19 protein-coding genes and 1 tRNA gene are annotated in these 23,869 nt (G+C 59.6%); 4 read left to right on the forward strand and 16 right to left on the reverse strand.

Annotated elements, in window-relative coordinates:
* Positions 1 to 1,317, reverse strand: a complete 1,317-nt coding sequence (locus BLT85_RS06320; RefSeq protein ID WP_093392360.1) for a flippase — start codon at positions 1,315 to 1,317, stop codon at positions 1 to 3.
* Between the two features lie 536 nt (positions 1,318 to 1,853).
* On the opposite strand from BLT85_RS06320, the gene BLT85_RS06325 reads away from it, so the two are divergent.
* Entirely contained in the window at positions 1,854 to 3,215 is a 1,362-nt protein-coding gene (locus tag BLT85_RS06325; RefSeq protein ID WP_093392361.1) for a Coenzyme F420 hydrogenase/dehydrogenase, beta subunit C-terminal domain, read from the forward strand.
* Between the two features lie 15 nt (positions 3,216 to 3,230).
* Here the strand turns inward: BLT85_RS06325 and BLT85_RS06330 are convergent, their stop codons facing one another.
* The 14 genes from BLT85_RS06330 to bktB all read right to left on the reverse strand — a co-directional run bounded on the left by BLT85_RS06330 (position 3,231) and on the right by bktB (position 20,972).
* Positions 3,231 to 4,736 (reverse strand): ArnT family glycosyltransferase, encoded by a 1,506-nt coding sequence (locus BLT85_RS06330; protein WP_093392362.1) that lies wholly within the window; start codon positions 4,734 to 4,736, stop codon positions 3,231 to 3,233.
* Positions 4,726 to 5,025, reverse strand: coding sequence for a lipid-A-disaccharide synthase N-terminal domain-containing protein (locus BLT85_RS06335; RefSeq protein WP_093392363.1), 300 nt, complete (start codon positions 5,023 to 5,025; stop codon positions 4,726 to 4,728). Before BLT85_RS06335 ends, BLT85_RS06330 begins: the two co-directional genes overlap by 11 nt.
* A complete protein-coding gene (locus tag BLT85_RS06340) occupies positions 5,025 to 5,774 on the reverse strand; it encodes a glycosyltransferase family 2 protein (protein WP_093392364.1) in 750 nt (249 codons plus the stop codon). The genes BLT85_RS06335 and BLT85_RS06340 overlap by 1 nt, the downstream gene beginning before the upstream one ends.
* A gap of 31 nt (positions 5,775 to 5,805) precedes the next feature.
* A complete protein-coding gene (locus tag BLT85_RS06345) occupies positions 5,806 to 6,789 on the reverse strand; it encodes an NAD-dependent epimerase (protein ID WP_093392365.1) in 984 nt (327 codons plus the stop codon).
* Positions 6,790 to 6,956: 167 nt separating this feature from the next.
* Positions 6,957 to 9,161, reverse strand: coding sequence for a xanthine dehydrogenase family protein molybdopterin-binding subunit (locus BLT85_RS06350; protein ID WP_093392366.1), 2,205 nt, complete (start codon positions 9,159 to 9,161; stop codon positions 6,957 to 6,959).
* Positions 9,158 to 10,144 carry an FAD binding domain-containing protein gene (locus BLT85_RS06355; protein WP_093392367.1) on the reverse strand — a complete coding sequence of 329 codons (987 nt, stop codon included), beginning with the start codon at positions 10,142 to 10,144 and terminating at the stop codon, positions 9,158 to 9,160. Before BLT85_RS06355 ends, BLT85_RS06350 begins: the two co-directional genes overlap by 4 nt.
* Positions 10,141 to 10,695, reverse strand: a complete 555-nt coding sequence (locus tag BLT85_RS06360; protein ID WP_093392368.1) for a (2Fe-2S)-binding protein — start codon at positions 10,693 to 10,695, stop codon at positions 10,141 to 10,143. The genes BLT85_RS06355 and BLT85_RS06360 overlap by 4 nt, the downstream gene beginning before the upstream one ends.
* Before the next feature lie 118 nt (positions 10,696 to 10,813).
* Positions 10,814 to 11,425, reverse strand: a complete 612-nt coding sequence (locus BLT85_RS06365) for a nucleotidyltransferase family protein (RefSeq protein WP_093392369.1) — start codon at positions 11,423 to 11,425, stop codon at positions 10,814 to 10,816.
* On the reverse strand, positions 11,418 to 12,383 hold the full coding sequence (locus tag BLT85_RS06370) for an XdhC family protein (RefSeq protein ID WP_093392370.1): 966 nt from the start codon (positions 12,381 to 12,383) through the stop codon (positions 11,418 to 11,420). Before BLT85_RS06370 ends, BLT85_RS06365 begins: the two co-directional genes overlap by 8 nt.
* A 390-nt stretch (positions 12,384 to 12,773) precedes the next feature.
* Positions 12,774 to 14,873 carry a hybrid sensor histidine kinase/response regulator gene (locus tag BLT85_RS06375; RefSeq protein ID WP_093392371.1) on the reverse strand — a complete coding sequence of 700 codons (2,100 nt, stop codon included), beginning with the start codon at positions 14,871 to 14,873 and terminating at the stop codon, positions 12,774 to 12,776.
* A 1-nt stretch (position 14,874) separates the two neighbouring features.
* Positions 14,875 to 16,362: an ATPase domain-containing protein gene (locus tag BLT85_RS06380; protein ID WP_093392372.1), complete on the reverse strand. Its 1,488-nt coding sequence runs from the start codon at positions 16,360 to 16,362 to the stop codon at positions 14,875 to 14,877.
* A 686-nt stretch (positions 16,363 to 17,048) separates the two neighbouring features.
* The gene (locus BLT85_RS06385; RefSeq protein WP_093392373.1) at positions 17,049 to 18,182 is read right to left on the reverse strand and encodes a sensor histidine kinase; all 1,134 of its coding nucleotides are present in this window, start codon (positions 18,180 to 18,182) and stop codon (positions 17,049 to 17,051) included.
* Positions 18,183 to 18,414: 232 nt separating this feature from the next.
* Positions 18,415 to 19,563 carry an acyl-CoA dehydrogenase family protein gene (locus BLT85_RS06390; RefSeq protein WP_197673875.1) on the reverse strand — a complete coding sequence of 383 codons (1,149 nt, stop codon included), beginning with the start codon at positions 19,561 to 19,563 and terminating at the stop codon, positions 18,415 to 18,417.
* Between the two features lie 221 nt (positions 19,564 to 19,784).
* On the reverse strand, positions 19,785 to 20,972 hold the full coding sequence (gene bktB, locus BLT85_RS06395; protein ID WP_093397458.1) for a beta-ketothiolase BktB: 1,188 nt from the start codon (positions 20,970 to 20,972) through the stop codon (positions 19,785 to 19,787).
* A gap of 350 nt (positions 20,973 to 21,322) precedes the next feature.
* Between bktB and BLT85_RS06400 the strand changes: the two genes are divergently transcribed.
* Positions 21,323 to 22,330 (forward strand): zinc-dependent alcohol dehydrogenase family protein, encoded by a 1,008-nt coding sequence (locus BLT85_RS06400; protein WP_093392375.1) that lies wholly within the window; start codon positions 21,323 to 21,325, stop codon positions 22,328 to 22,330.
* 79 nt (positions 22,331 to 22,409) lie between these two features.
* Here BLT85_RS06400 and BLT85_RS06405 read toward each other — a convergent pair.
* Positions 22,410 to 22,499 (reverse strand) — tRNA-Ser (locus BLT85_RS06405).
* A 239-nt stretch (positions 22,500 to 22,738) separates the two neighbouring features.
* On the opposite strand from BLT85_RS06405, the gene BLT85_RS06410 reads away from it, so the two are divergent.
* Positions 22,739 to 23,413 carry a Bax inhibitor-1/YccA family protein gene (locus BLT85_RS06410; RefSeq protein ID WP_093392376.1) on the forward strand — a complete coding sequence of 225 codons (675 nt, stop codon included), beginning with the start codon at positions 22,739 to 22,741 and terminating at the stop codon, positions 23,411 to 23,413.
* 65 nt (positions 23,414 to 23,478) lie between these two features.
* Positions 23,479 to 23,868 carry a sulfurtransferase complex subunit TusD gene (tusD, locus tag BLT85_RS06415; protein ID WP_093392377.1) on the forward strand — a complete coding sequence of 130 codons (390 nt, stop codon included), beginning with the start codon at positions 23,479 to 23,481 and terminating at the stop codon, positions 23,866 to 23,868.
* The last annotated feature ends 1 nt before the right edge of the window (position 23,869 follow it).

A 23,869-nucleotide genomic window follows, 5' to 3' on the forward strand; every position in this document is an offset into this window, starting at 1 on the left:
TCATGACCTCCTGAAATTACGAATCTGGGCGGGGACGCTTAAAAACGCATGCAGAAAGATGCTTCGAGTCATCATCCAGAATATTCCGCGAGTTTTCTTGGAAAGTAACAGGCTGAAATAACTTGCTATCGAATACGAGACGAGCGTGGCAATGGCTGCGCCCACAGCGCCGTGGGATTGGATCAGCCAGTAGTTCAGCAGGACGTTGCTGAAGGCACCCAGACCCTGGGTGATCAGGGAAAAAATGAAAACCTCTTCAAGAATGATCCACTTGCTGAACAGCGCTCGCATGAACACGAAAACCGAAGCGAAAATATGGATGGACAGTACCATCGCTGCTTCTGAATACGCCTCACCATACAGCACGGCGATGATCAGGTCAGAGAAGAGGAAAACGAAAAGCGACAAGCCTAGAGCCGCAAGAAACAGCAAGTCGAATGTGACCTGCAAGAAATCGTTGAACTTGCTCTTGTCACCATGGCTGATATCGATGATTTTCGGGAATATGGAAGCCATCAGGACTTGAGGAAGGATATACCAGGCTTCGGACAGCTTCGCTGCAGCCGCGTACTGGCCCACAGCGCTGTCGCCCACCAAATGTTGAAGCATGATCTGATCGACCTTCAGATAGATCACCGCTGAGAGCGAGCCAAGAAAAATCAGGAAGCTTTTGCCCAGTAACTCTTTGCTCAAAGACCACGAGAAGTCGAATCGGAAGCCGCGCTTGAGACGAAACGCGAAGAACGACAACAGTACGACGGTAATCACGATGATCGATACGTGTGCAGCTGCGACAGCTACCAGGCCGAACCCGGCCACCGCTGCAATGATTTTGAGCGAGCTGCCGCCGATCTGCCCTACCATGCCCGCCACGGCCGCGTATTTGGCTTTGACCCGCGATTGAAACCAGTCGTTGAGCATCTCGAATGGCGTGAAAATCAGCATTATCCCGACCAGGGGCAGGACGGCCATGCGGTGATCATCGTCAGCGAACCAGATCAGCAGCATCAGACCGTAAGCCAACACTGCAGCGCCGACTTTCAGCACGAATACCGACGAGAGGATACGATCCTCCTCTTCGGGACGGACCCTCAGTTCCTTGACCAGCAGTCCGGTCATGCCGAGATGACAAACAATCTGTAAAAGAGCGACAAGCGCCAGAGCGTAATTGAGATAGCCGAAATCCTCGGGGCCGAGGAAGCGTGCCACGATCAGACTGGCGGCTAACCCAGCCCCAAGCATCAGAATTTTGTCGAGTAACAGCCAGCCAGAGTTGAACAGGTATTTCCGTAATTCGCTGGTTTTTCCGCTACCCATTCCTCATCCCTAATGTAGTTAAACATGGCGCCTTGCTAAAACGCTTGTACCGAGTCCGGTAGGCGTCGCCGCATTGCCAGGGCCCAGGGCCCAGGGCCAGATCTGCTGCCATGCTCGTACTCATCGCAAGAAAGGCGCAGACGGCTTGGAGAATGCCTAGCGTAAACGCAATGTTGGCTACGCCGTACACGAGCAGTTGCAGACCCTAGCCGGAGGTCAAAAGTTCAACGTCAAAACCTTGAGTTCGAATTTGCGCCGGCCTTGCACACGCTTTGCGACGGGGTCTACATTCCCTTGCAAGAGTTTGAACGTTCGATGCTTGTGCTTGTCCTGACTGATACTTTGGGCCACCCTCGCAGAGTCGAAGCGTCGTGTGGCTCATCATCGGCGAGCAAAGCGCTATTCACCTGTCGTCGATGTGCTGCTTCTAACGGGCCGCCCCCAGCGCAGCGAGAAGACGCTTCAAGACAGCCTAATCCATCCGAACCGAAAGACAGCGATAGGTCTCCCGACTATCCGCACACAAGAGATTTGAGATGAGTATCGTTGAAGAAAAGGTAATTCCTGGCGGACTATGCATCGGATGCGGGGCGTGTGCCTACCTCGCGCCGGATAAGTACCACATCGGCTTCGACGAATTTGGCATGTTGCAAGCTTCCGCTGACAAGCAGGCGCAGGATAACGACGCAGTCGACACAGCCTGCCCATTCACGTCGGCCGGCAAAGACGAAACGACACTGGCCCGCGAGATCTTTGGCGAATCGATGCCGGGCCACGAATACGTTGGCAAGTATCTGGAGTGCTACATCGGCAATGTCTCCGCGGGCCAGTTCAGGGAATTCGGCAGCTCCGGCGGCATGGGTAAATGGTTGCTCACGGAATTGCTTTCCGGAGGGCATGTGGATTACGTGGTTCAGGTGGCCGCTGGCGACAAGGCGGAGCTTTACGAATACCGGATATTCGATAATGCAGAAGCGGTCATCGACGGTTCCAAATCAGCCTACTATCCGGTCACGCTGTACGAAGCGCTCCAGAGGATCAAAGCGCAGCCGGGCACCTACGCGGTTACGGCTGTGCCATGCTTTGCAAAGATGCTCAGAAACCTGACCGAAACCGACGATGTGCTCAAAAACCGTATTAAGTATGTGGCCGGGATCATCTGCGGTCATTTGAAGTCGACTGCTTTCGCAGAAGCACTCGGATGGCAGCTAGGCGTTGAGCCAAACGATTTGGCCGGCATCGATTTTCGCGGCAAGATTCCCAATCGACAGGCCAACGATAAAGGCGTGATCGCGACCGACAGGAGCGGCAAGCTTTCGCAAATGCGCTCTTCCAAGGAGCTGTTTGGCGGAAACTGGGGTTACAACTTTTTCAAATATAAAGCCTGTGATTATTGCGACGACGTCATCGTGGAGACGGCAGATATCGCGATTGGTGATGCCTGGTTGCCCGCGTACATGAAGGATCACAAGGGCAACAGTGTCGTAGTGGTTCGTAACAAGGCCTTGCACGACATCATCGAAGCTGCTCGAGCCGACGGCCGGCTCGATCTGACCCCGGCAGCACCGGAAGACGTCGTCGAGTCTCAGCTGGGTGGGATCCGTCATCGGAACGAGGGGCTGGCAGTGCGCCTGCACGACAGCCAAGCCGCGGGCGAGTGGTATCCGAAAAAGCGCGTCGAACCCTCGGACGAACTGAACGATGCTCGAAAGTCGATCTATCGCACACGCGTCGAGCTGCGGGATCAGTCCCACATCGCTTTTTCCGAGGCCAAGCGACGCGGCGATTTTGAGCATTTCAGAAACGAAATGAACCCGCTTATCAAAAAACTCAATTACAAACCGTTCCCGCGCAAAGTGGCAGGATTTCTATACAGGAAATTCAAGGAAATGCTCTGAATAGGAGCGGCTTGGTCACTCCCATCGAAAGCGATAGGTCTCATCTGCGAGACGTCCCTCGCAGCGGCCTGAATCAGCAGCAGCGCTGACCAGGAACCAGTCCGCCCGGGACGTTTCGCCCAGACTGGCTGCCTGGTCACGATCAAAGCAGACGTCCAGCTCCGAGGCAGGTACGAGCCCGTAGCCTTCGGGATTTTGGCGTAGCCAGCCTACCAACGGGTCCGAACCGGCGCCGCTGGCGAATCGGAAATGGACGATCGGCTGCCGGGCGAACAGCCAATGACCTTCGCGCCAGTGGATGATCGCCAGGGGTGCGCCGGCGCTGCGCTCGGCCGCCTCATGCATGACCTCCTCATGAGGGTTGGCTCCTTCAACCAGCGGCTCGACGAAGCCTCTGGCACACCACAATGCAAACCAGACCCCGGCAATCCAGATCGCGATGCGGCGCAGCCGCGGCCGCTGGCCGAACCAGCGCTGCAACAGCATCGGCACCAGAGGCGCAGTTGCCAGAACCAGCGCGGGCAAGGCCGGGTAGATATAGATCTTGCGCTTGCCCGTGCTGAGCGAGAAGAACAACAGCACCAGCACTACCCAGCCCAGAAGCAACAGCAGACGCGCGTCGCGCCGGCGCAACTCGCGGTACCAGGCCGGGATCAGCCAGGGCAGCGCGAGGAAGATGGGTAGCCAGTACTTAGGAATAACTTCCACGAAGAAAAACCAGAAGGGTTCAGGATGATGCCAGGCGTTGACATACCGCTCCGCCGTCTGCTTGAACAGAATTTCCTTCACATAGGCGATGCTCTCCGGCGCCTGGGCGAGATACACCGAAAGCAATAACGGTACCAACCAGATACTGACTGCCAGCAACATGCATCCGATTCCCAGCAACCAGCGCGCAGCATTGCCCGGCATCGGCACAACTGGCATCCAGCCGCGGCGTACGGCAAATGCATACGGGATCAACATGAGAATGGGCAGAAAGCCCACGCCCTTGCTTATGACCCCCAGGCCCATCGCGAAGCAACCTACGTAATACCAGCGCCAGGCAGGACCAAGCAGCAGATGCCGGACCATGCCGTACAAACCGATGGCGATCCACAGCGAGAGAAACCCATCGATCTGCCCGGTACGGTGAATGCTGTAAGTCTGGTAGCTCGCCAGATACAACAGCACGGCGATCACCCCAGTCTGCCGGTTCCACAGGCGCCAACCGAGATCGTAAAGACATAGGCTGGTGATGATTCCCGCCAGTAAAGCCGGCAGATACAGGGCGACGTGCGGCAGGCCGGTCAACCAGGTGAAGAAAGCGACAGCCCACATGAACAGCGGCGGCTTGTCAGGATAGATTTCTCCGGCGCGATGCGGAATAAGCCAGGAGTGGTTCTGCATCATTTCCAGAGCCACGCCAAGGAAGCGTTCTTCATCGACGTTCTGCGGCTGACGCAGACCCAGCCCTGCTCCGATCATCAGTAACGCTAGCGCAGCGACCCAGAGCAAATCGGTCGCACGGCTAGACCTCATCGCGGCCCTCCGCACGGCTCTGCTCCAACTGGTGACGCTTTCGAATCAATTGCAGATTGCGGATATACACGATGAAGCCGAAGGATTGCCCGACGATGAATACCGGATCGCGCCGATAGATTGCGTAGGCGAGCAACAACGCACTTCCCACCAGGCTGAGATACCAGAAGCCGAGCGGGATAATGCTGCGTTTCTTGTATTCGCTATACAGCCACTGCAAGGCGAAACGACCGGTGAAAGCCAGCTGCCCGGCGAACCCGACCGCAAGCCATAGTGTCTCTTTGGCCATCACGCCTCCCCTTCGTATTCGACCGGCGTTACCTCTAGACGGGTCCGCCGGATCAACCACCAGACGCCGACAAGATCCAGGATGCCGACCAGTGCGCGATCAAGATTGCCGTACTTCGATGTACCGGCACCCCGAGGCCGGTGGTTGACTGGATGAACCAGCATCTTTCCACCGTGACGCTGAATCAGCGCGGGTATGAAGCGATGCATATGGTCGAAATACGGCAAAGCGAGAAACGCCCGACGCTCGATCAACTTGATGCCGCAGCCGGTATCCGGCGTCGCGTCACGCAGCAATCTGCGACGCAGGCCATTGGCAAATCGCGAGGCCCAGCGTTTGCTGGCTGTGTCCTGGCGGTGGACGCGATGCCCGGCCACCAGTTTGATCTCTGACGAAGCGCCGTCGCCGTCGCGTACGCACGCAAGCATCCCGGGGATGTCGGCCGGGTCGTTCTGCCCGTCGCCATCGAGCGTGGCCAGCCAGCGCCCGTTAGCCTTATGGGCGGCATGGTAGATCGACGTGCTCTGGCCAAGGGAAACCCGGTGGCTGAGTATGCGCAGTTCGTGGAAACCGGCCTGCCGGAGCGCGGTCAACGCATCAAGCGTACCGTCAGTGCTCCCATCGTCGACGACGATCACCTCGTACCGCTCCCCACTGAGTGCGGCCTGGATCTCCGCCAGCAGCGGACCAAGGTTGGCAGCTTCGTTTTTCGCAGGAATCAGTACCGAGACATCGATCGTGTTGTGCATGGACAGTCCATTGGCGTGGGGATTGCTGACGTCAGATTGCATAGTACGACCGGTACCAGCCGACGAATTCCGCCAGGCCCTGTTCTAAAGTGGTGCTGGGCTGCCAACCGGTCAGTTCGGCGATGTCGCTGACGTCAGCGCAGGTTTCGGGGATGTCGCCTGGCTGCAGTGGCAGGAAGCGCTTGACCGCAGGCCGATCCAGAGCCTTTTCCAGATAGTCGACGAAATCGAGCAGTCGTACCGGCGACCCGCGACCGATATTGATCACCCGTGCCGGCGCCTGGTCGATCGCCTCCGCCCGGCCTGCGGGCGGTAGCGCCTGCAGGCGAAAGATGCCCTCGACGATGTCATCGATGTAGGTGAAATCGCGAGACATGGCGCCGTTGTTGTAGATATCGATCGGCTGCCCGTCGAGAATCGACCGGGTAAACTTGAACAGCGCCATGTCCGGTCGGCCCCAGGGGCCGTAAACGGTAAAAAAGCGCAGCCCGCTTACCGGCAGCCCATACAGATGCGCGTAGGTGTAAGCCATGAGTTCGTTGGCTGACTTGGTCGCTGCATAGAACGAAGCAGGCTTGCTGACGACATCGTCGGTCGAGAACGGGAGCTTCGCACTCATGCCATAGACCGAACTGCTCGAAGCGTATACCAGGTGCTCACAGGGAAACGCCCGACAGGCTTCGAGCAGATTGACGAATCCGATGAGGTTCGACTGCACGTACGCGGTGGGGTTGTCGAGGGAATAGCGCACCCCAGCCTGCGCGGCCAGATGGATCACTCGATCGAAGCGATGGTCGGCGAAGAGGGCCAGGAGCGCGGCCGGGTCGGCGATATCGATCAGGTAGAAACTGAACTGCGCTAGTGCTTCGAGCTCGTTGAGACGTGCCCGCTTGAGCTCGACACTGTAGTAATCATTGAGATTGTCGAGCCCGACGACGTCATAGCCTTCCGCACACAGCCGCCTGGCTGTGTGAAAGCCGATAAAACCGGCTACGCCGGTGACCAGGACTTTCATGCGCGCTCCGCACTCCTTTAAGACAGTCGCGCCGGGTCCCTGTTGAGCTGTTCACCGCTCCCGAGCCGGCGGACGATCTTAGCATGAGTGCGCCAGATGCAAACCGGTGCGGCGTCACACAGGCGCAACGATCCGTCCCTGGTGCGCACCGGTCGCGTTGAGCTGAGTTAGAGAAGTTTGTCCATTGTGATGGGCAGGTCGCGTACACGCTTGCCAGTCGCATGGTAGACGGCATTGGCGACTGCCGCAGCGACTCCGACTATGCCGATTTCGCCGACACCTTTCGAACCGAGCGCATTGACCACCTCGTCATGCTCCTCGACGAAGAAAACGTCGAGCTCACCAATGTCGGCGTTCACAGGCACATGATATTCCGCGAGATTGTGATTCATGTAACGGCCAAGCTGGTGATCGATCTGAGTTTCCTCGTGCAGTGCCATACCGATACCCCAGACAAGACCACCGACGATCTGGTTGCCGGCCGTCTTCGGATTGACCACCCGCCCTGCCGCCACCGCACTCACGGCGCGGCTGACCTTGACGGTGCCGAGCGTCTCGTCAACCCGCACCTCGACGAACACCGCTGAATGCGTGGCCATCGAATACGCGTCCCGCTCTTCGCCCGGTCCTGAATCGACTTCCGCCTCGAGGGCTCCGCTGACAGCAAGGATCGTTTCCAGCGCGACGACTGCATCCGGTCTGCCGTTGGCGCGCATCATGCCATCGCTGAATTCAAGATCCTCCACCCGCACGCCGGTAAACGGTGACGCCGGAGATTGCTGGGCTGCGTCGAGCAATTTCTGGTGCAGTGCCTGACACGCCTGCTGCACGGCACTACCGACCGAGGACACGGTAGCCGACCCGCCTTCAAGCGGAGCCTTGGACAGGCTCGAATCGCCGAGCCTGAATTCGACCCGATCCATCGGCAGACCCATCGCAGCGGCGGCTATTTGCGTCATCACCGTATAGGTCCCGGTACCGATGTCGGCGGTGGCGCTACTGACGACCAGCTTGCCGCCGGGTTCGATACGCGCCTTGGCACTGGCCGGCATCTGCATGGCTTCCCAGACACCGGTGCACATTCCCCAACCGATCAGCTTGTCGCCGTCTCGCATGCTGCGTGGGGCCTGCGAACGGCGATACCAGCCAAAGCGTTCCGCACCCTGCTCGTAACATTCGCGCAGGGCTTTGCTGGAGAACGGTTTGTCTTCGTTCTGATTACGCTCTGCGTAATTTTTCAAGCGAAACGCAAGCGGGTCCATACCGACCGCGTACGCCATTTCGTCGATCGCCGACTCCAGCGCGAAGACGCCGATCGCGGCGCCGGGCGCGCGCATATCCAGCGGCGTGTATACGTCCAGCGGCACCAGCCGGTAGTCCAGCCTGACGTTGGGGCATTGATACAGCATGCCGGACCACTCGACCTCGTGTTCGGTGAAGTCCTCGAAGCGCGACGTCTGGCCGATAGCCTGATGAGTAAGGGCCTGCAAGGTCCCGTCAGCGCACGCGCCGAGCGACAACCGTTGAACGGTGCGCGGGCGGTAGCCGAAGGTAAACATCTGTTGCCGCTTGAGCGTGACCCGCACCGAGCGCTTGAGCTTGAGAGCTGCCATCACGGCAAGGGGCAGCTGGTATTGCGGCCGCAACCCCGAGCCGAACGCGCCGCCAACGAATGGCGAAATGACCCGTATGCGCCCTTCCATGCCAAAGATGCCTTCCAGGTAATGCATGCAGTTCTGCACGCCCTGGGTCTTGTCGTAAATCTCCAGCGCCCCGTCGCCAAGGTAATGCACGGTCGAAGCATGTGGCTCCATGGGGTTATGGTGTTCCACCGGAGTGCTGTATTGCACGTCCACGCGGACCTCGGCAGCGCTCAGCGCCGCATCGACATCTCCGCGCGGCGCGGGCAGCTCGCCCGGTGCGGCGTGATCCTGTTCAAGGGCTGCCATGAGATCGGTCTGATGCGCTTCGGCCTGGTATTGCACCTGCACCAGGCTCCCCGCATAGCGGGCCAGTTCGAGGTTGTCCGCCACCACCAGCGCAATCGGCTGACCGTTGTAGAGGATGCGGTCGTTGAATAGCGGGCGAAACGGTGAGCCGTCGGCCGCGTCTTCGTCCTCGTAGGGCTCGTCATAACTGGCAATGGGAGGCCGGTTTTCATGTGTCAGCACCAGCTGCACGCCCGGCACCGCCTGCGCTGCGCTGGCATCGATCGACACGATCCGGCCGCGCGCGATGGTGCTGTTCACTACGCTGCCGTACAGCAGGTCCGGCACCTGAAACTCGCCGGCGTAGTGCGCCTGGCCGGTCACCTTGAGCGGACCGTCGACACGGCTGACTGGCTGGCCGAAGGGAGATGTAGCAGTGTTCATCGGGCGGCTCCTTTGGCTGAATCGCTCAAGGCGCGGACGATGGCCCGGCGCGCAAGATCGATCTTGAAGGTGTTGTGATCGAAGCCGACTGCTCCGTGCAACAGAATATCGGCAGCGGCATCAAAAGCGGACTCGTCGGCTTTCTTTCCAACCAGCGCTGCTTCGGCTTGCGGATCGCGCCACGGTTTGTGCGCGACGCCGCCCAGAGCCAGGCGGGCGCTGCGGATAGTGTCGCCATCGAAATCCAGCGCGGCGGCGACCGAGACAATCGCAAACGCGTAGGAGGCACGATCGCGCACTTTCAGGTAGGCGCTGTGGCTCGAATAATCTTCCGCAGGCAGCTCCACCGCTGTGATCAGCTCGCCATCGAGCAGATTGTTGTCGCGTTCGGGGTGGTCACCCGGTAACCGGTGGAATCCGCTCATGGGCAGGCGCCTTTCGCCCTGTGGACCCTGCACATGCACCGTGGCATTCAGCGCGGCGAGTGCAATACACATGTCAGATGGGTGCACGGCAATGCAGTGTTCGCTGTGTCCGAGTATTGCGTGCATGCGGTTCAGCCCCTCGCGTGCGCCGCAGCCGCTGCCCGGCTCGCGCTTGTTGCACGGTGTGGTGCTGTCGTAGAAGTAGTAGCAGCGGGTCCGTTGAAGCAGGTTGCCCCCGGTGCTGGCCATATTGCGTAGCTGAGCCGAGGCGCCGGCGAGTATCGCTTGTGAAAGCAGCGGATAACGCTCTTCCACCGCGGGGTGCCAGGCGAGATCCGAGTTGCTCACCAGCGCTCCGATAAGTAGTCCGCCCTCTGCGGTTTCCTCGATGCCCCGCAACGGCAACCGGGTAATGTCGATCAGCTGCGTGGGTCGCTCAACGTTCTCCTTCATCAGATCCAGCAGGTTGGTACCGCCGGCGATGTAACGGCTGTCTGGCTGGAAAAGGCGGATGGCTTCATCGACCTGCTGCGGCCGTGCGTAGCTGAAGGGATTCATGAGCGCACCTCCCTCGCTGACTGCGGCGCGGTAGCGTCTTTCCCCAACGGGGTCTGCGTCTCGGACATTGCCGCCTCGATGGCGCTGAGGATGTTCGGGTACGCTCCGCAGCGACAGATGTTTCCGCTCATCTGTTCGCGGATCTCGTCAGGGCTGTGCGCCCGCCCCTCGTTGACCATACCCACAGCCGAGCATATCTGCCCAGGCGTGCAGTAGCCGCACTGGAAGGCGTCATGCTCGACGAACGCGGACTGCATGGGATGGAGCTTCTCCCCGTCGGCCAGCCCTTCGATGGTTGTGATCGAAGCCCCATCGACCATGACGGCCAAAGTAAGACAGGAGTTGATGCGAACACCGTCTCGCAACACGGTGCAGGCGCCGCACTGGCCGTGGTCACAGCCCTTCTTGGTGCCGGTCAGGCTCAGTTGTTCCCGAAGCAAGTCGAGCAATGTGGTCCAGGGATGCACCTCGATCTCGCGGCGCTGGCCGTTCAGGTCAAGGCTGATCGCGCAGGCAGAGCGGCCTGTCTCGGGTTGTTTATTATCGGTCATGGCGGCCTCACGGTTGGCTGTATGGTGTGTGCCTTCCCTGGGCGAACTAAGGGCTACGACTCTTCGGATTGCGGGTACGTTCAACTTCGATCTGCCCCCATCGGCTCGCTGTATCTGCCTATTCAGCCGATGAACGCCTATCTCCCGGACGGTCGATATCCTGCAGCACGCCTGGATCGTCTAGTGCTACCTCCACGATCGGTTGCTCACCGGAGAACAGCGTTTGAGCACCGGCGTCACCGTCCAGTTCGAGCAATGCGGCCCAGTGCGCTGTGCCGATGCCACGCGGATGCCCGCGCTGGCCGTTGAAGGTCGGCACCACCACGTTCGATTCGTTGATCTCCGCGACGACCTTGAAAAGCGAGTCCCGTGTGACATACGGCATGTCGCCAAGGGCGACCAGCCAGCCGCGACGGGCCGGGAAACGAGCGACCGCCTGGGCCAGGCTGTGGCCCAGTCCGTTGGTCTGGACTGCAAACACCTCGGCCTGAAGTGCGCCGGCGTTTGAGGCGAGCCATTGGCGAAGCGGGTGATTGTCCGCCCTGACGACGACGACCGTGCGCTCGGCAACGCCACGCAAAGCGGTCAGGGTTGCCTCAAGCACTGGGGGAGAATCAGCGTCGCTGAAACTGGCTGCGAGCAGCTTGTCCTGGTCATGATGGGCGCGATAACGGCTCCCCTGCCCGGCAGACAACACCAGGGCGCAGATGCCTTCGTTGGGATTAGGCACAGCGCAGCGCCCCAGGTGACTGTTGCTGAGCCCCGTTACGGATGGCTACGACCTCGGCCATCAACGAAAGCGCGATTTCGGGTGGGGTACGGCTACCGATAGGCAAGCCTATGGGACCATGCAGGCGCTTCACTTCGGCCTCGGTGAGACCCAGCTCGATCAACCTTGTGCGGCGGCGCTCGTTGTTGCGCCGTGAGCCAAGGGCACCGACATACAGCGCATCCGAGCGCAACGCCTGGAGCAAGGCAAGATCATCCAGGACCGGGTCATGGGTCAAGGCGACCACCGCGGTATGAGCGTCCAGGCCAAGCTGTGCGACGGCATCATCCGGCATGCCCCCGATGAAGCGTACGCCGGCCGCAGCCCAGTCATGTTCGTAGCCGGGGCGTGGGTCGCAGACAAATACTTCGAATCCGAGCGCGCCGGCAAGCTCCGCCACATAGCGCGAGAGCTGTCCGGCACCGACCAGCATCAGTCGCCAGGCCGGGCCGTAAGGCGCGTACAGAGTGGTCCCGTCGAACCGGAGCTTTTCACCGCCGCGTGCAGACACCAGCGACACCTGTCCTGTAGCGATGTCGACCTGTCGGATCACACGTTCATGTTGCTCGCAGCGAGCAACAACGTCCTCGACCCAGCGACTGTCGCCCAACGATTCGCACAACAGTCGGACGGTCCCGCCGCACGGCAGGCCGAAGCGCGCCGATTCCTCCTGGCTTACACCGTAACTGATGATCTTGCAGCCACTCTGAGCATGCTCGGCCGAGCGCAGCAAATCGTCCTCGATACACCCGCCGGACACGGATCCTTCGACTCGGCCGTCGCTACGCAAGGCGAGCAGCGAGCCGACCGGCCGCGGCGCGCTCCCCCAGGTTTCGATGACGGTATATAGCACGACCGGATGGCCCTGATGCATCCAGTCGCGGGCGCTGCGCAACACCGCGAGATCGACGTTATCCACATAGTCCCCGTTTGCTTGAACAGTCGAGGCTGTGACTGGTTTGCTCCCAGCTAGTTCGGCACCGAATGTCGGTCTGGTGCGGGTCTCGGGACGCCTACTGGGACCAAAGTCGCATCAGGGGCGTTCAGCAAGAACCGAGGTTGTCATGGAGAGTCGGAAGCTACGAGCAGTGCGATTAGCACCCTCTGCGGTGTCGCGGTTCGGCAGGTATGGCGGTTCCGACGATGCCCGCATTGTTTTAGCCGGATCATCAAGCAGCGGGTGAATGGGCGGCGCCATAAAGTGTGCTCTGGATGCGGATGGCAGCCTCCGCCGCGTAAGGGTTGATGCTCACCCTGCGCTGCAGCGCAGGGTCAGATCGCTAAACCGCAGCGCACAGAGACGGCTCGGCTAGCCCATGCGGGTGTCTGCATCGTAGCCGGAATGAAGCGCTGGGTACGCAAGCATGGTTGCCACCCGGCTCGCCAATGCATCCAGCGTAAACGGCTTGGTCAGCAGCTGCATGTAAGGGCCGAGAAAGTCGGTCTGATCCATGGCGCTTTCTGCGTAGCCCGTCAGGAACAATACCGGCAGGCGCGGCTGCAGTTGCTGGATAACCTCTGCTAGCTGGCGGCCGTTCATCCCCGGCAAACCCACGTCGGTAATCAGCAGGTCAACGTGCTCAAGCTTATGGAAGCACTCCAATGCCTCCTCGCCATCCCGTGCTACGCAGACTTGATAGCCCAGTTCCTCGAGCACTTCCTGATTGATCAGACGTACCGATTCATCGTCCTCGACCAGCAGAACCGCCTGCCCTCTGCCCGACGCCGCCCGCTGTTGGGGCGACAACGAGTCTGTTTCGACCTTCGGATGCTCTGGCAGACAAATCGAAACGGTAGTGCCGACACCCGGCACGCTGTCGATCGACAGGCGGCCGTTACTTTGTTGGGCAAAGCCGAACACCATCGACAAGCCAAGCCCGGTGCCCTGACCGATTGGCTTGGTCGTGAAGAACGGTTCAGTGACTTTCGTCAGCACGGCCTCGGGAATCCCGCAACCGGTATCTATCACCTCAACGCAGACCAGGGCGGGGGTAACCTGCGTATTGACGATACGAGTACGAATCGACAGCTCGCCGCCATCAGGCATGGCATCGCGGGCGTTGATCGCCAGGTTGAGAATGGCGTTCTCCAACTGGTTTGCGTCAGCGTTGACCCAGGGATCGTCCTCACAAAGATCAAGCTTCAGAGCGATCTGTTCGGACACGGTTCGCTGCAAGAGATCCTTCAGGGCCACGGCGAGATGATTGATCGACAGCGGCTTGGCATCCAGCGGCTGCCGTCTGGAGAACGCCAACAAGCGCTGGGTCAAGGACGCGGCACGCTGGGCGGAACTGTTGGCCGCATCCATAAAGCGCAGTACATCGTCGGTATTGCCCTTCGCCATGCGCATCTTGATCAGTTCAAGCGCGCTGATGACACCGGTCAGCATATTGTTGAAGTCGTGGGCGATACCGCCGGTGAGCTGACCCACCGCTTCCATTTTCAGTGACTGTCGCAGTTGCTCCTCTGCACGCGCTCGCTCATCGCTTTCTGTCTTCAACTGCTCGATTGCGGCATTCAGCGCCTGCGTCCGGGCTTGTACCTGAGTCTCAAGCTCCTCATTGAAGCGTCGCAGCGACAGTTCGGCCTGCTTCTCTTCATTGATGTCGACGATGACTGCTGCTGCACCGATGATCTTTCGGTCATTGCCATAGAGCGGCACTGCGCTGACGCGCATCCATGACTCGTCGCCATCTTCAAGACTGTGACAGAAATCGACCCTGGCGCCCGATTCGCCCCTGAGCGCCTTGGCGCCTGGAAACATATGAGGCTCGAGCTTTCTGCCGTCCGCGTCCAACCCCACCCAGCTAGAGTCGGTTTCAGACTGCATGGAAGGAATGATGCCTCCCGGCACGTAATGCCGGTACAGGGGATTGCTGATGACCGACCGACCCTCGCCATCCATGAAACAGATGCCGACCGGGACGTTTTCCAGAAGAATCCGCATCCGGCCCCGCTCCTCGGCCAGTTCGGCAAGACGATCGCGCATCTCGAACTGGCGTTCGCGGGAGCCCCATGCAGCGGCAACGGCGCTCAGGAGCGAGGCGGAGCTAAGCGGCCGTTCGAGCACCACCACGTAGCCTGCCGATCGTGGAAGCCGGCGCCTGGCGATTTCGGTATCACGCCCCGAGCGTCCGTTGTTCGAAGCCAGCAGAATGATCGGGATGTCGGACCAGCTCGGCTGTCGCCCCAGGGCCTCGTCGAGGGCAGAGGCATCCCCCAGGAGCGATTCTTCCGTCAGGAGTATCAGACCTGTGCCCGAACCCAGGGCCGCGGACAGGGAAGAAAGGTCCTGATGGATCTGGAGCGAGTATCTTTCGCCGAAAAGCCTTTCCATGCTGAGCGCGTCGCCTTTGAACGGCGCGACGATCGACAGGGTCCTGGCTTGCGCTTGTTGCTCAACCGTCACGCTATCGCTCTTCCATTAGCGGACGATCGGCTCCGAAATATTCCGGTGTTCCGGTTAATACTCCGCGGAAGTCGCTCAACGGCTCACCTACACGCACGCCCTGGGAATCGATCCGAAGCTCACGGATAGCGTCTTCGTGTGCGCCGGCGCGATGCTTCAGGATGGAGATCGCCTTACGCAGACGCCCCTGCGCTTCGAAAAAGCGAATCAAAATCACCGAATCGGCAACATAGGAGATGTCCAGATTGGTCGCCATGGAGCCCAGCAGTCCATGCTGCGGATTGATCAGGAAGGTCACCACACCATGCTGACTGAGGTAGGAAAGCAGCTCATGCATCTGCAGGATAAGCTGCTGCTCCTGGGGCATGGCCGCCAGGTAGCCGTTCAGGCTGTCGACCACGATCATCGTGCAGCCCCGATCTTCGACCTCGGAGCGAACACGCCAGGCGAACTCGCCGGGAGAAATCTCGGCCGGGTCAATTTGCTGAATCACCAGCAAGCCGTTCTCGAGGAAGCCCGTGAAGTTCAGGCCCATGCTGTCCGCACGGGAGATCAGCGTGGTTACACGCTCGTCGAATTCATAGATGGTGCATCGCTCTCCGCGGCGACACGCGGCGGCCACGTAAACCAGCGCCAGCGTGGTTTTCCCGGCGCCCGCCGGGCCCGAAACAAGCGTACTGGTGCCCCGCATAGGCCCGCCGAACAGGAGATTGTCGAGCTCAGGGATGCCGCTCTTCACCGCTTCACCGGTGAATTCGACATGGCGCCCGGCAGCGATCAGTCGTGGATAGACCTCCAGCCCGCCCTTGCGAATGGTGAAGTCATGGAAGCCCGCGGTGAAGTCGACACCGCGGAGTTTCTGGATCTGCAAACGCCTTCGCGCGGGGCCGAAATCAAGCGTCAGCCGCTCGAGGGTAACCACCCCGTGACACAGACTGTGCAGATGATTGTCTTGCTCACCGCCTGCACCGGTCAGGTCATCCACCAGCAGGACAGTGATGTCGCGGCCGGCAAAATATTGCTTGAGCGCAAGTACCTGACGTCTATACCGCAGGGGATCCTGAGCGAGAAGGCGCATTTCCGAAAGACTGTCGAATACCAGTCTCTTCGGCTGCAACGCATCCACCCGCTCCTGGATGAGCCTGATGGTGTTCCCCAGCTCGGCTTCCCAGGGGTGCAGAATGGATTGCTCGTAACTCTCGCCCAGCACTTCAGCGGTGGAAGCGAATTCGAACAGATTAATGCCGTCCAGTGACCAGCCGTGCGAATGGGCGACGCTTTCCAACTCTTCCGCGGTTTCCGAAAGCGTGATGTAGAGCACCGGCTCGCCAGCCGCTACCCCGGTCAATAGGAATTGCAGACCCAGCGTCGTTTTCCCCGAGCCCGGCGTTCCTTCGAGCAGGTAAAGCCGGTTGCTGGGAAGCCCACCTTTCAGGACCGTGTCAAAACCGGGATTGCCCGTCGAGACGATTGGACGTGATCGAACCATTTCCTACCTCATGCATGGGACAGGGCTCCACCACGGTGGCGCTCCCTTTCCGAGCAGTATGAAGCTGACTATCCCGGCTCGCCAAGAGTATTTTCTCGGCAGAACTGGCTCCGGTAGGACCGTCGGGCTCGATCCATCCGCCTCTCGAACGCCTACCTTGACTCAATCAGTTGCGTGCTCGATTTGCCTCCAATGCACGGGCTGCGGTGAGTCGGCAGCCGAGCAGGACTCGAACGAACCACAGCGGGGAGGCGGGACGCCGCAGCCAGCCCTGAGTTACTTGCGCGAGAACGACACCGATTCTTTCCTTGGCTTCCGCTTGGGCAGGGCCCAGGGATCTGGAGCTATCAACGCTGTTCGGGCCAGAACTGAAAAAACCCCGCCTAAGCGAGGTTTTTTCAGTTATTTCTGCTCGTCCCTGATGCCTGGCTCCCTGCCATCGATCTCCTGTCCTTGAGATCATCCCTGCCACGTCGTCCCTGCTCGTCCATGACAGGCTCGCTTCCCGGCGCCAGCCCGATTCCATCTGGAGGCTTCCTGCCTCGCTTCAACACGATCGATACTATGCGGAAGCGGAATAGGGTGAAATAGTCATTTGCCACCACAACGTGTACGAGAAAGCTTACATGCTGGCATCCCCGGGCGCCGAGTGCGGGCACCGAAGCGATCTCCAGTTGGAGAGAACGCTAGCTGGCACCTGCGCACGGAAGCCGGACGACGAATATCGTGCCCTCCTCTGCGGTTGAGGTGACGTCGATCGAACCGCTGTGGGCAGTGACGATTTCAGAGGCGATGTACAAGCCTAGCCCCAGGCCTGCAATCGGTCCGGTGTCTTCCTGCGCATGCTGAGAATAACGACCCATTGGATTGAAAATGAAGGGCAACGCGTCCGCCGGGATTGGCGCTCCTCCGTTACGGACCGAAAAGACGACCTCCTCGGCTTCGGCGCCGAGCGTCACGGTAATTTCTGATCGTCTGTCCCCATGCTGTACCGCGTTGCTAATCAGGTTGGAAAAGACTTGTTCCAGCCGAGCGCTGTCGAACCAACCTGTCGCAGTTGGAGCGGTCTGCAGCTGAATATCGGCCTTGACGTGGAACGCCTTGACCTCCTCGACAATGCTCTCGCAGACGGGAACCAGGTCGATTTCCTCGCGCCTGACCGGAATGCCTGAAGGAAGCTGCGACCGTGTGAAGTCGAGCAAGTCGCCTACGATCCGGCTCAATCGTCTGACGCTGCTCTGAATCATCGAACAGATCTTCCGGGGCTTCTCGCCAAGCTGGTCCGTGCGAGCCAGCGCTTCGGCACCTAGCGATATGGCACCGAGGGGCCCCCGCAGATCGTGCCCGAGAACGCCGAGGAACACATTCCGCGATGCTTCGAGCGCACGTGAGTATCCGCCGATGGACTCTGCCAGAGCCTGGTCGATCGCCTCATTGAACCTAATGACATCGTCTATCTCGAGTTCGACCCCGCCTTTGACCCCCTCCATCCAGAGTCTGAGAACGCTGGCTCGGAGCGCTCGGTACTCGGAGACCATCTGATCGAGTGAAAACCCGGCCAGCAAGCGCGTCACCGCATGGGTTTCGGCTGCGGTCTGTGAATCTGACGGTTCTGCATGTCCCTGCGCTTTCTCGGTTCGTTCATGTGGCGACTGCCAGGTGCGCAAATCCGCTGCAACAGTGCGGAGAATGTCACCAGCATGGTCGCGCAGAGCGTCGGCATCCAGCTCTTTCCCGGGCGCATCAATCGTTCTGGCGAACCTTTCCCACTCCCGCAAAATGGGTTCGAGGTTCTGGTCAATGAATGCAGCGAGACGCATGGGTAAATCCTGGCGGAGATGTATAGGTGTATAAGACAAACGCCATAGCCTACACGAGTCTTCATTGTGCGCTTAGAGAGTAGCTTTGAAATCTTGTCAGGCGAGTCCGCGAACGCAGATGGCGTAGTGGTGAGCGGACTGGAAATGTCGCAGAACGCCGCCTGAATGGACTATCGTCAGCAGAGTATCGCTACTTCTGACAGGCACTTCCGGCGAGCCTCCTTTTCGAGGGTCAGGCCTTGCCGAGCAGCGACCGCGCAATGACCTCCTTCATCACTTCCGACGTACCGCCGTAGATGCGCTGTACGCGTGCATCCACGAAGGCGCGCGAGATGGGATACTCGCTGGAATATCCATAGCCGCCAAATAACTGAAGACACCCATCGCTAACCCGGCACTGCATTTCAGTCGCGCTGTACTTGGCCATCGAGGCGGTGGCTGCATCCAGCTCGCCGCGTTGGTACTGTTCGATGCATTGATCTACGAATGCCGCATTGATACGACATTCAGTCTCCATACGTGCGAGCTCGAAGCGGGTGTTCTGCAGTTGCGAAAGCTTCTGCCCGAACAGCTCACGCTCCTGAACATAGGCAATGGTCATATCCAGCGCGCCCCGTGCGGCGGCAACGCCAAGCGCGCCGATCATGAGTCGCTCGCGCGGCAGCTCTTGCATTAGATACACGAAGCCCCGTCCTTCCTCACCCAGCAACGCTGACGCAGGTACACGCAGATTCGAGAAAAACAGTTCCGACGTGTCGCCGCTATGCTGCCCGATCTTGGCGAGATTGCGGCCTCGGCTGAAGCCCGGCAGCGATGCGTCGACCAGAAACAGGCTGATGCCCTTCGCCCCGGCTGCCGGGTCGGTTTTCGCGGCGACGACGACCAGATCGGCGTGCTGACCATTGGTGATGAAGGTTTTTGAGCCATTCAGAACGTAGTCGTTGCCATCCTTGGTGGCACTGGTCCGCATCGCCTGCAGATCACTACCTGTCCCGGGTTCAGTCATGGCGATGGCGCCTACGGTTGCGCCAGATGCCATACCCGGCAGCCACCGCTGCTTTTGTTCTTCCGTGCCTAGATGGTTTAGGTAAGGCGCGACGATGTCCGAATGCACCATGACATTGGTCGCCAGGGCCCCGAATCCCATGCGCGCCAGTTCCTCCACCACCACGACCGAAAAACGAAACGGCGCAGCACAGCCGCCGCAACCCTCCTGCAGGTCTACACACAGCAGGCCGGCATCGCCCAGTGTGTTCCAAAGCGTGCGCGGTACGATGGACGCTTTTTCCCAGGCTTCATAATGCGGCGCAACCTCGTCATGCAGCAGTTTGATCACCGAATCACGGAACAGATCCACTTCCTGCTTGCTCACCGATTGCATCAAGGTGTTCTCCTGTAAAAGCCTACCGTTAGCGAGGGGGCCATGCGCAGGGTGCAGTCCAGACGGATAACTTCACCTTTGAGGATCGAGGTTCGCACCATCTGGTCGAGCATCACGCGGCACGCTTCCGTTTGCAGCACCCTCCCCGGCCCGGACGCTCCCAAGTTACTACCGCTGCGATATCCCGGACGTCGATTGTTCCTCGATTTCAAAGGCAATCTTTAACCGAGCCTTTCGATCATCAGAGCAATTCCCTGGCCACCGCCGATACACATGGTGATCAGACCGTAGCGACCCTCGACTCGGTCCAGCTCGGCCATCGCCTTGATGATCAAAATCGAACCCGTCGCGCCGACGGGGTGCCCCAGGGCGATCGCGCCGCCGTTGGGATTGACCTTTTCCGCAGGCAACCGCAACGACCTGCTGACAGCCAGCGCCTGGGCGGCAAAGGCTTCGTTGGACTCGATCACATCGAGATCACCTATCGCCAATCCGGTTTTCGTCAGCAGTTTTTCGACTGCCGGAATCGGGCCCAGGCCCATGACATCGGGGTTCACACCGCAGAATGCATAACCGACCAAACGAGCCCGGGGCTTCAAGCCCCGATTGCGCGCTTCTGCGGCACTGGTAAGTACCAGTGCCGCGGCACCGTCATTGATGCCCGATGCGTTACCGGGAGTGACTACCCCGTCCTGCTTGAAGGCCGGCTTGAGCTTGGCCAGGCTGTCGATAGTCGTATCGGGACGGACATGCTCATCGGTATGGAACATGCACTCGTTGCGGCCCTGCTTGACCGGAACCGGCACGATCTGCCTTTTGAAATGGCCATTGGCGATGGCGCGTCCAGCGCGAACCTGACTCTCGGCGGCAAACGCGTCCAGGTCGGCGCGGGTCAGGCCGTACTGTGCGGCGATTCGTTCCGCGGTCAGGCCCATATGACCGCTGCCGAACGGATCGCTCAAAATGCCCACGGTCATGTCTACTACCTTGCCATCGCCCATGCGCAGTCCTTTCCGCGCATTCGGCAGCATGTAGGCACCCTGGCTCATGCATTCCGTCCCGCCAGCCAGGGCAATACGGCTGTCGCCCATGACGATCATCTGAGCGGCGCTGATGACCGACTGAACCGCCGAACCACACAGACGATTGACATTAAGCGCTGCCGAACCGGTCGGCATGCCCACATTGAGCGCGATGTGGCGCGCGACGTAAGCGTCCTCGGGACCTGTTGGGATGATATGCCCGAACACCGCGTGATCGATATCTTCCGCCGCCACACCGGCGCGTTCAATCGCCGCATTGGCCGCAAATGTCCCCAGCTCAGCCGGACTGAAGGCGCTGAGACTGCCGCCAAAGCTGCCGATGGCGGTACGGGCCCCATCAAGTATCACAACGTCGGTCAGGTTCATGTGTACGTCCAATTTTTCAAGCATCAAGGAGCGCCAGAGCTCCTTCCGTCAACCCTGCCGCCTGGGCGCCTACACGCAGCCGTTCACGTGGCAGCTCCTGCCCTGCATCAGGTACGCAAAGCCATGCCCTTCTTCACCCAGCAAAGTCAGCCGGCACTTCGAATACTCATTAAAGCGCCTGTTTCGGCTCAAGGGTATGGCCTAGTACGCCGAAACAACTGGCTTCTCCGGCAAAAGACAGCGACGGCCACCTACTCTCGATTTCACTTTTCAGGCTCCACGGTTCCCTTCCCACCTTGATCTAGACTCTCCCTCAACGGCAAGCAACCATTCAACTATCCGGAGGCAGCATGAAAGTAATGACCGTAGGTTCGCCACGAGCTATGGAAAGTCTCACCCTGGCAGAGCGCCCCGACCCGGGCCAACCCGGCGCTGGCGAGATTCGTGTGGCGTTACATGGCAGCTCGCTCAATTTCCATGATCTGGCGGTGGTTAACGGTTATATCCCGAGTGAGGATGGACGCATTCCTTTGGCGGACGGTGCGGGGATCGTCGAGAGCGTTGGCGCTGGAGTTACCGAGTTCGCTGTTGGAGATATGGTCGTTTCCTGCTTCTTTCCTGACTGGCAGGACGGGGAGCCGGTGGCTGGCGGATTCAGACGTGTGCCCGGCGATGGCATCGACGGTTTCGCTCAGGAAGTGGTGGTGCAGCCGGCCACGGCCTTCACCCACGCCCCGCAGGGCTATGACGCGGTTGAAGCAGCGTGCATTACCACAGCAGGCCTGACGGCATGGCGCGCGCTGGTGGTCGATGGTCAGCTCAAGGCCGGGGATGTCGTGCTGTTGCTCGGTACCGGTGGCGTATCCATCTGGGCACTGCAAATAGCCAAGCTTATGGGGGCGACGGTGGCGATTACCTCGTCTTCAGAGGAAAAGCTCAAGCGTGCGAAGGATCTGGGCGCGGATTTCACCGTCAACTATCGCGAGGAGAAAGACTGGGGCAAAGTCGTACACAACTGGACCGGTGGACGCGGTGTGGATCATGTGATCGAGGTGGGTGGGCCGGGCACGCTTGCTCAGTCGATCAAGGCGGTACGCTTTGGCGGGCATATTTCTCTGATTGGTGTTCTGACCGGCGCGACGGGCGAGGTGCCGACGGCTGCACTGATGAGCAAGCAGGTGCGCTTGCAGGGCATCACAGTGGGCAACCGGCGCCAGCAACAAGACTTTATCCGTGCGCTGAACAGCAGTGGCATCCGGCCCGTGATCGATAGCCGTTTTCCGCTCGAGAAGCTTGCCGATGCGTTCAACCACGAAAGCAGTGGCGGCCACTTCGGCAAGATCGGCGTGGAATGGTAATCACAGAGTCGAACGAGAGTTCTCACGAGTAACCTGCCGACAAACGAAAAAGCCCGGCATAAGCCGGGCTTTCATTGATTGGCGGAGGGACAGGGATTCGAACCCTGGGAAGGCTTTCACCTTCGCCGGTTTTCAAGACCGGTGCATTCAACCGCTCTGCCATCCCTCCACGGCGGGCAATACTACCGGAAACTTGAATTCAGTCAATGGTCTAAAGCGTTAACTGAATGCTTTGCTCGTGGGCTGGCCGCTTCGGCTGCGCTGGTTGGGTCTGACGCAATCTGTGACAAAGCATCAGTCTGTAAAACGCCTGTTGGAGCGGCTGTGACTTGATTTGCCACCACCAGCCGGTATGATCAATTGCAGTCTTGAAGGACCATCAATCGTTACCATTTGGAGAGTTTGCACATGAATACACAACAGCGACCTAGCGCATATCAACATGCTGCGGTCAGCGAGGCGGAAGTCAGCAAGCTTTTCCGCAACACCTATACCCTGTTGGCAATGACCATGGCGTTCAGCGCGCTGGTGGCCTTTACATCGATGAGCCTCAACCTGCCGCACCCGGGCCTGATCGTCACCCTGGTTGGCTTTTACGGATTGCTGTTCCTGACTACCAAACTGCGCAACTCCGCGTGGGGTCTGGTCAGCACCTTCGCCTTCACCGGTTTCCTTGGCTATACGCTCGGTCCGATTCTGAACGCGTACCTGTCCCTGCCTAATGGCGGGCAGTTGGTCACCATGGCGCTGGGCATGACGGCGCTGGTGTTCTTTGGTCTCTCGGCATATGCCATTCTCAGCCGCAAGGACTTCAGCTTCCTGTCGGGCTTCATCATGGCGGGTTTCATCGTTCTGCTGTGTGCTGTCGTGGCCAGCTTCTTCATCCAGATCAGCGGTCTGCAGTTGGCTATTTCCGCCGGATTCGTACTGTTTTCTTCGGCGGTGATTCTGTATCAGACCAGCGCGATCATCCACGGTGGCGAAAACAACTACATCATGGCGACCATCACCCTGTTCGTCTCGATCTACAATCTGTTCCTCAGCCTGCTGCAGCTGCTCGGCATTTTTGGCAGCGACGACTGAACCACAGTTTGGCTATACTTCGGGGCCCGCTTATGCGGGCCTTCTTGTTTTCAACGGTCTGACTGATGAAATTTGCCATCGCCCTCCTCGCCGGCCCGCAAGATCCTGCCGCTCGCAGTGCACTCCGTTTCGCCCGCGCAGTTCTGGAACAGGGTCATCAGATTACTCATCTGTTCTTCTATCGCGACGGCGTTCATCTGGCGACCGAACTCGCCGTGTTGCCGCAGGACGAAGCCGACATCCACGTGGAGTGGCGTGAGTTCATCGCACAGCATCAGCTTGACGCGGTCATCTGCATCGCTGCTGCGCTGAAGCGAGGGATCCTTGATGATGACGAGGCCAATCGCTGGAACAAGCCGGGCAGCAATACGGGCACGCCCTGGGAGCTTTCCGGCCTCGGCCAATGGATTGAAGCGCTGCAAACTGCCGATCGCGCCGTGACCTTTGGAACCTGAC

It is taken from the genome of Halopseudomonas xinjiangensis (assembly GCF_900104945.1).
Lineage (GTDB): Bacteria > Pseudomonadota > Gammaproteobacteria > Pseudomonadales > Pseudomonadaceae > Halopseudomonas > Halopseudomonas xinjiangensis.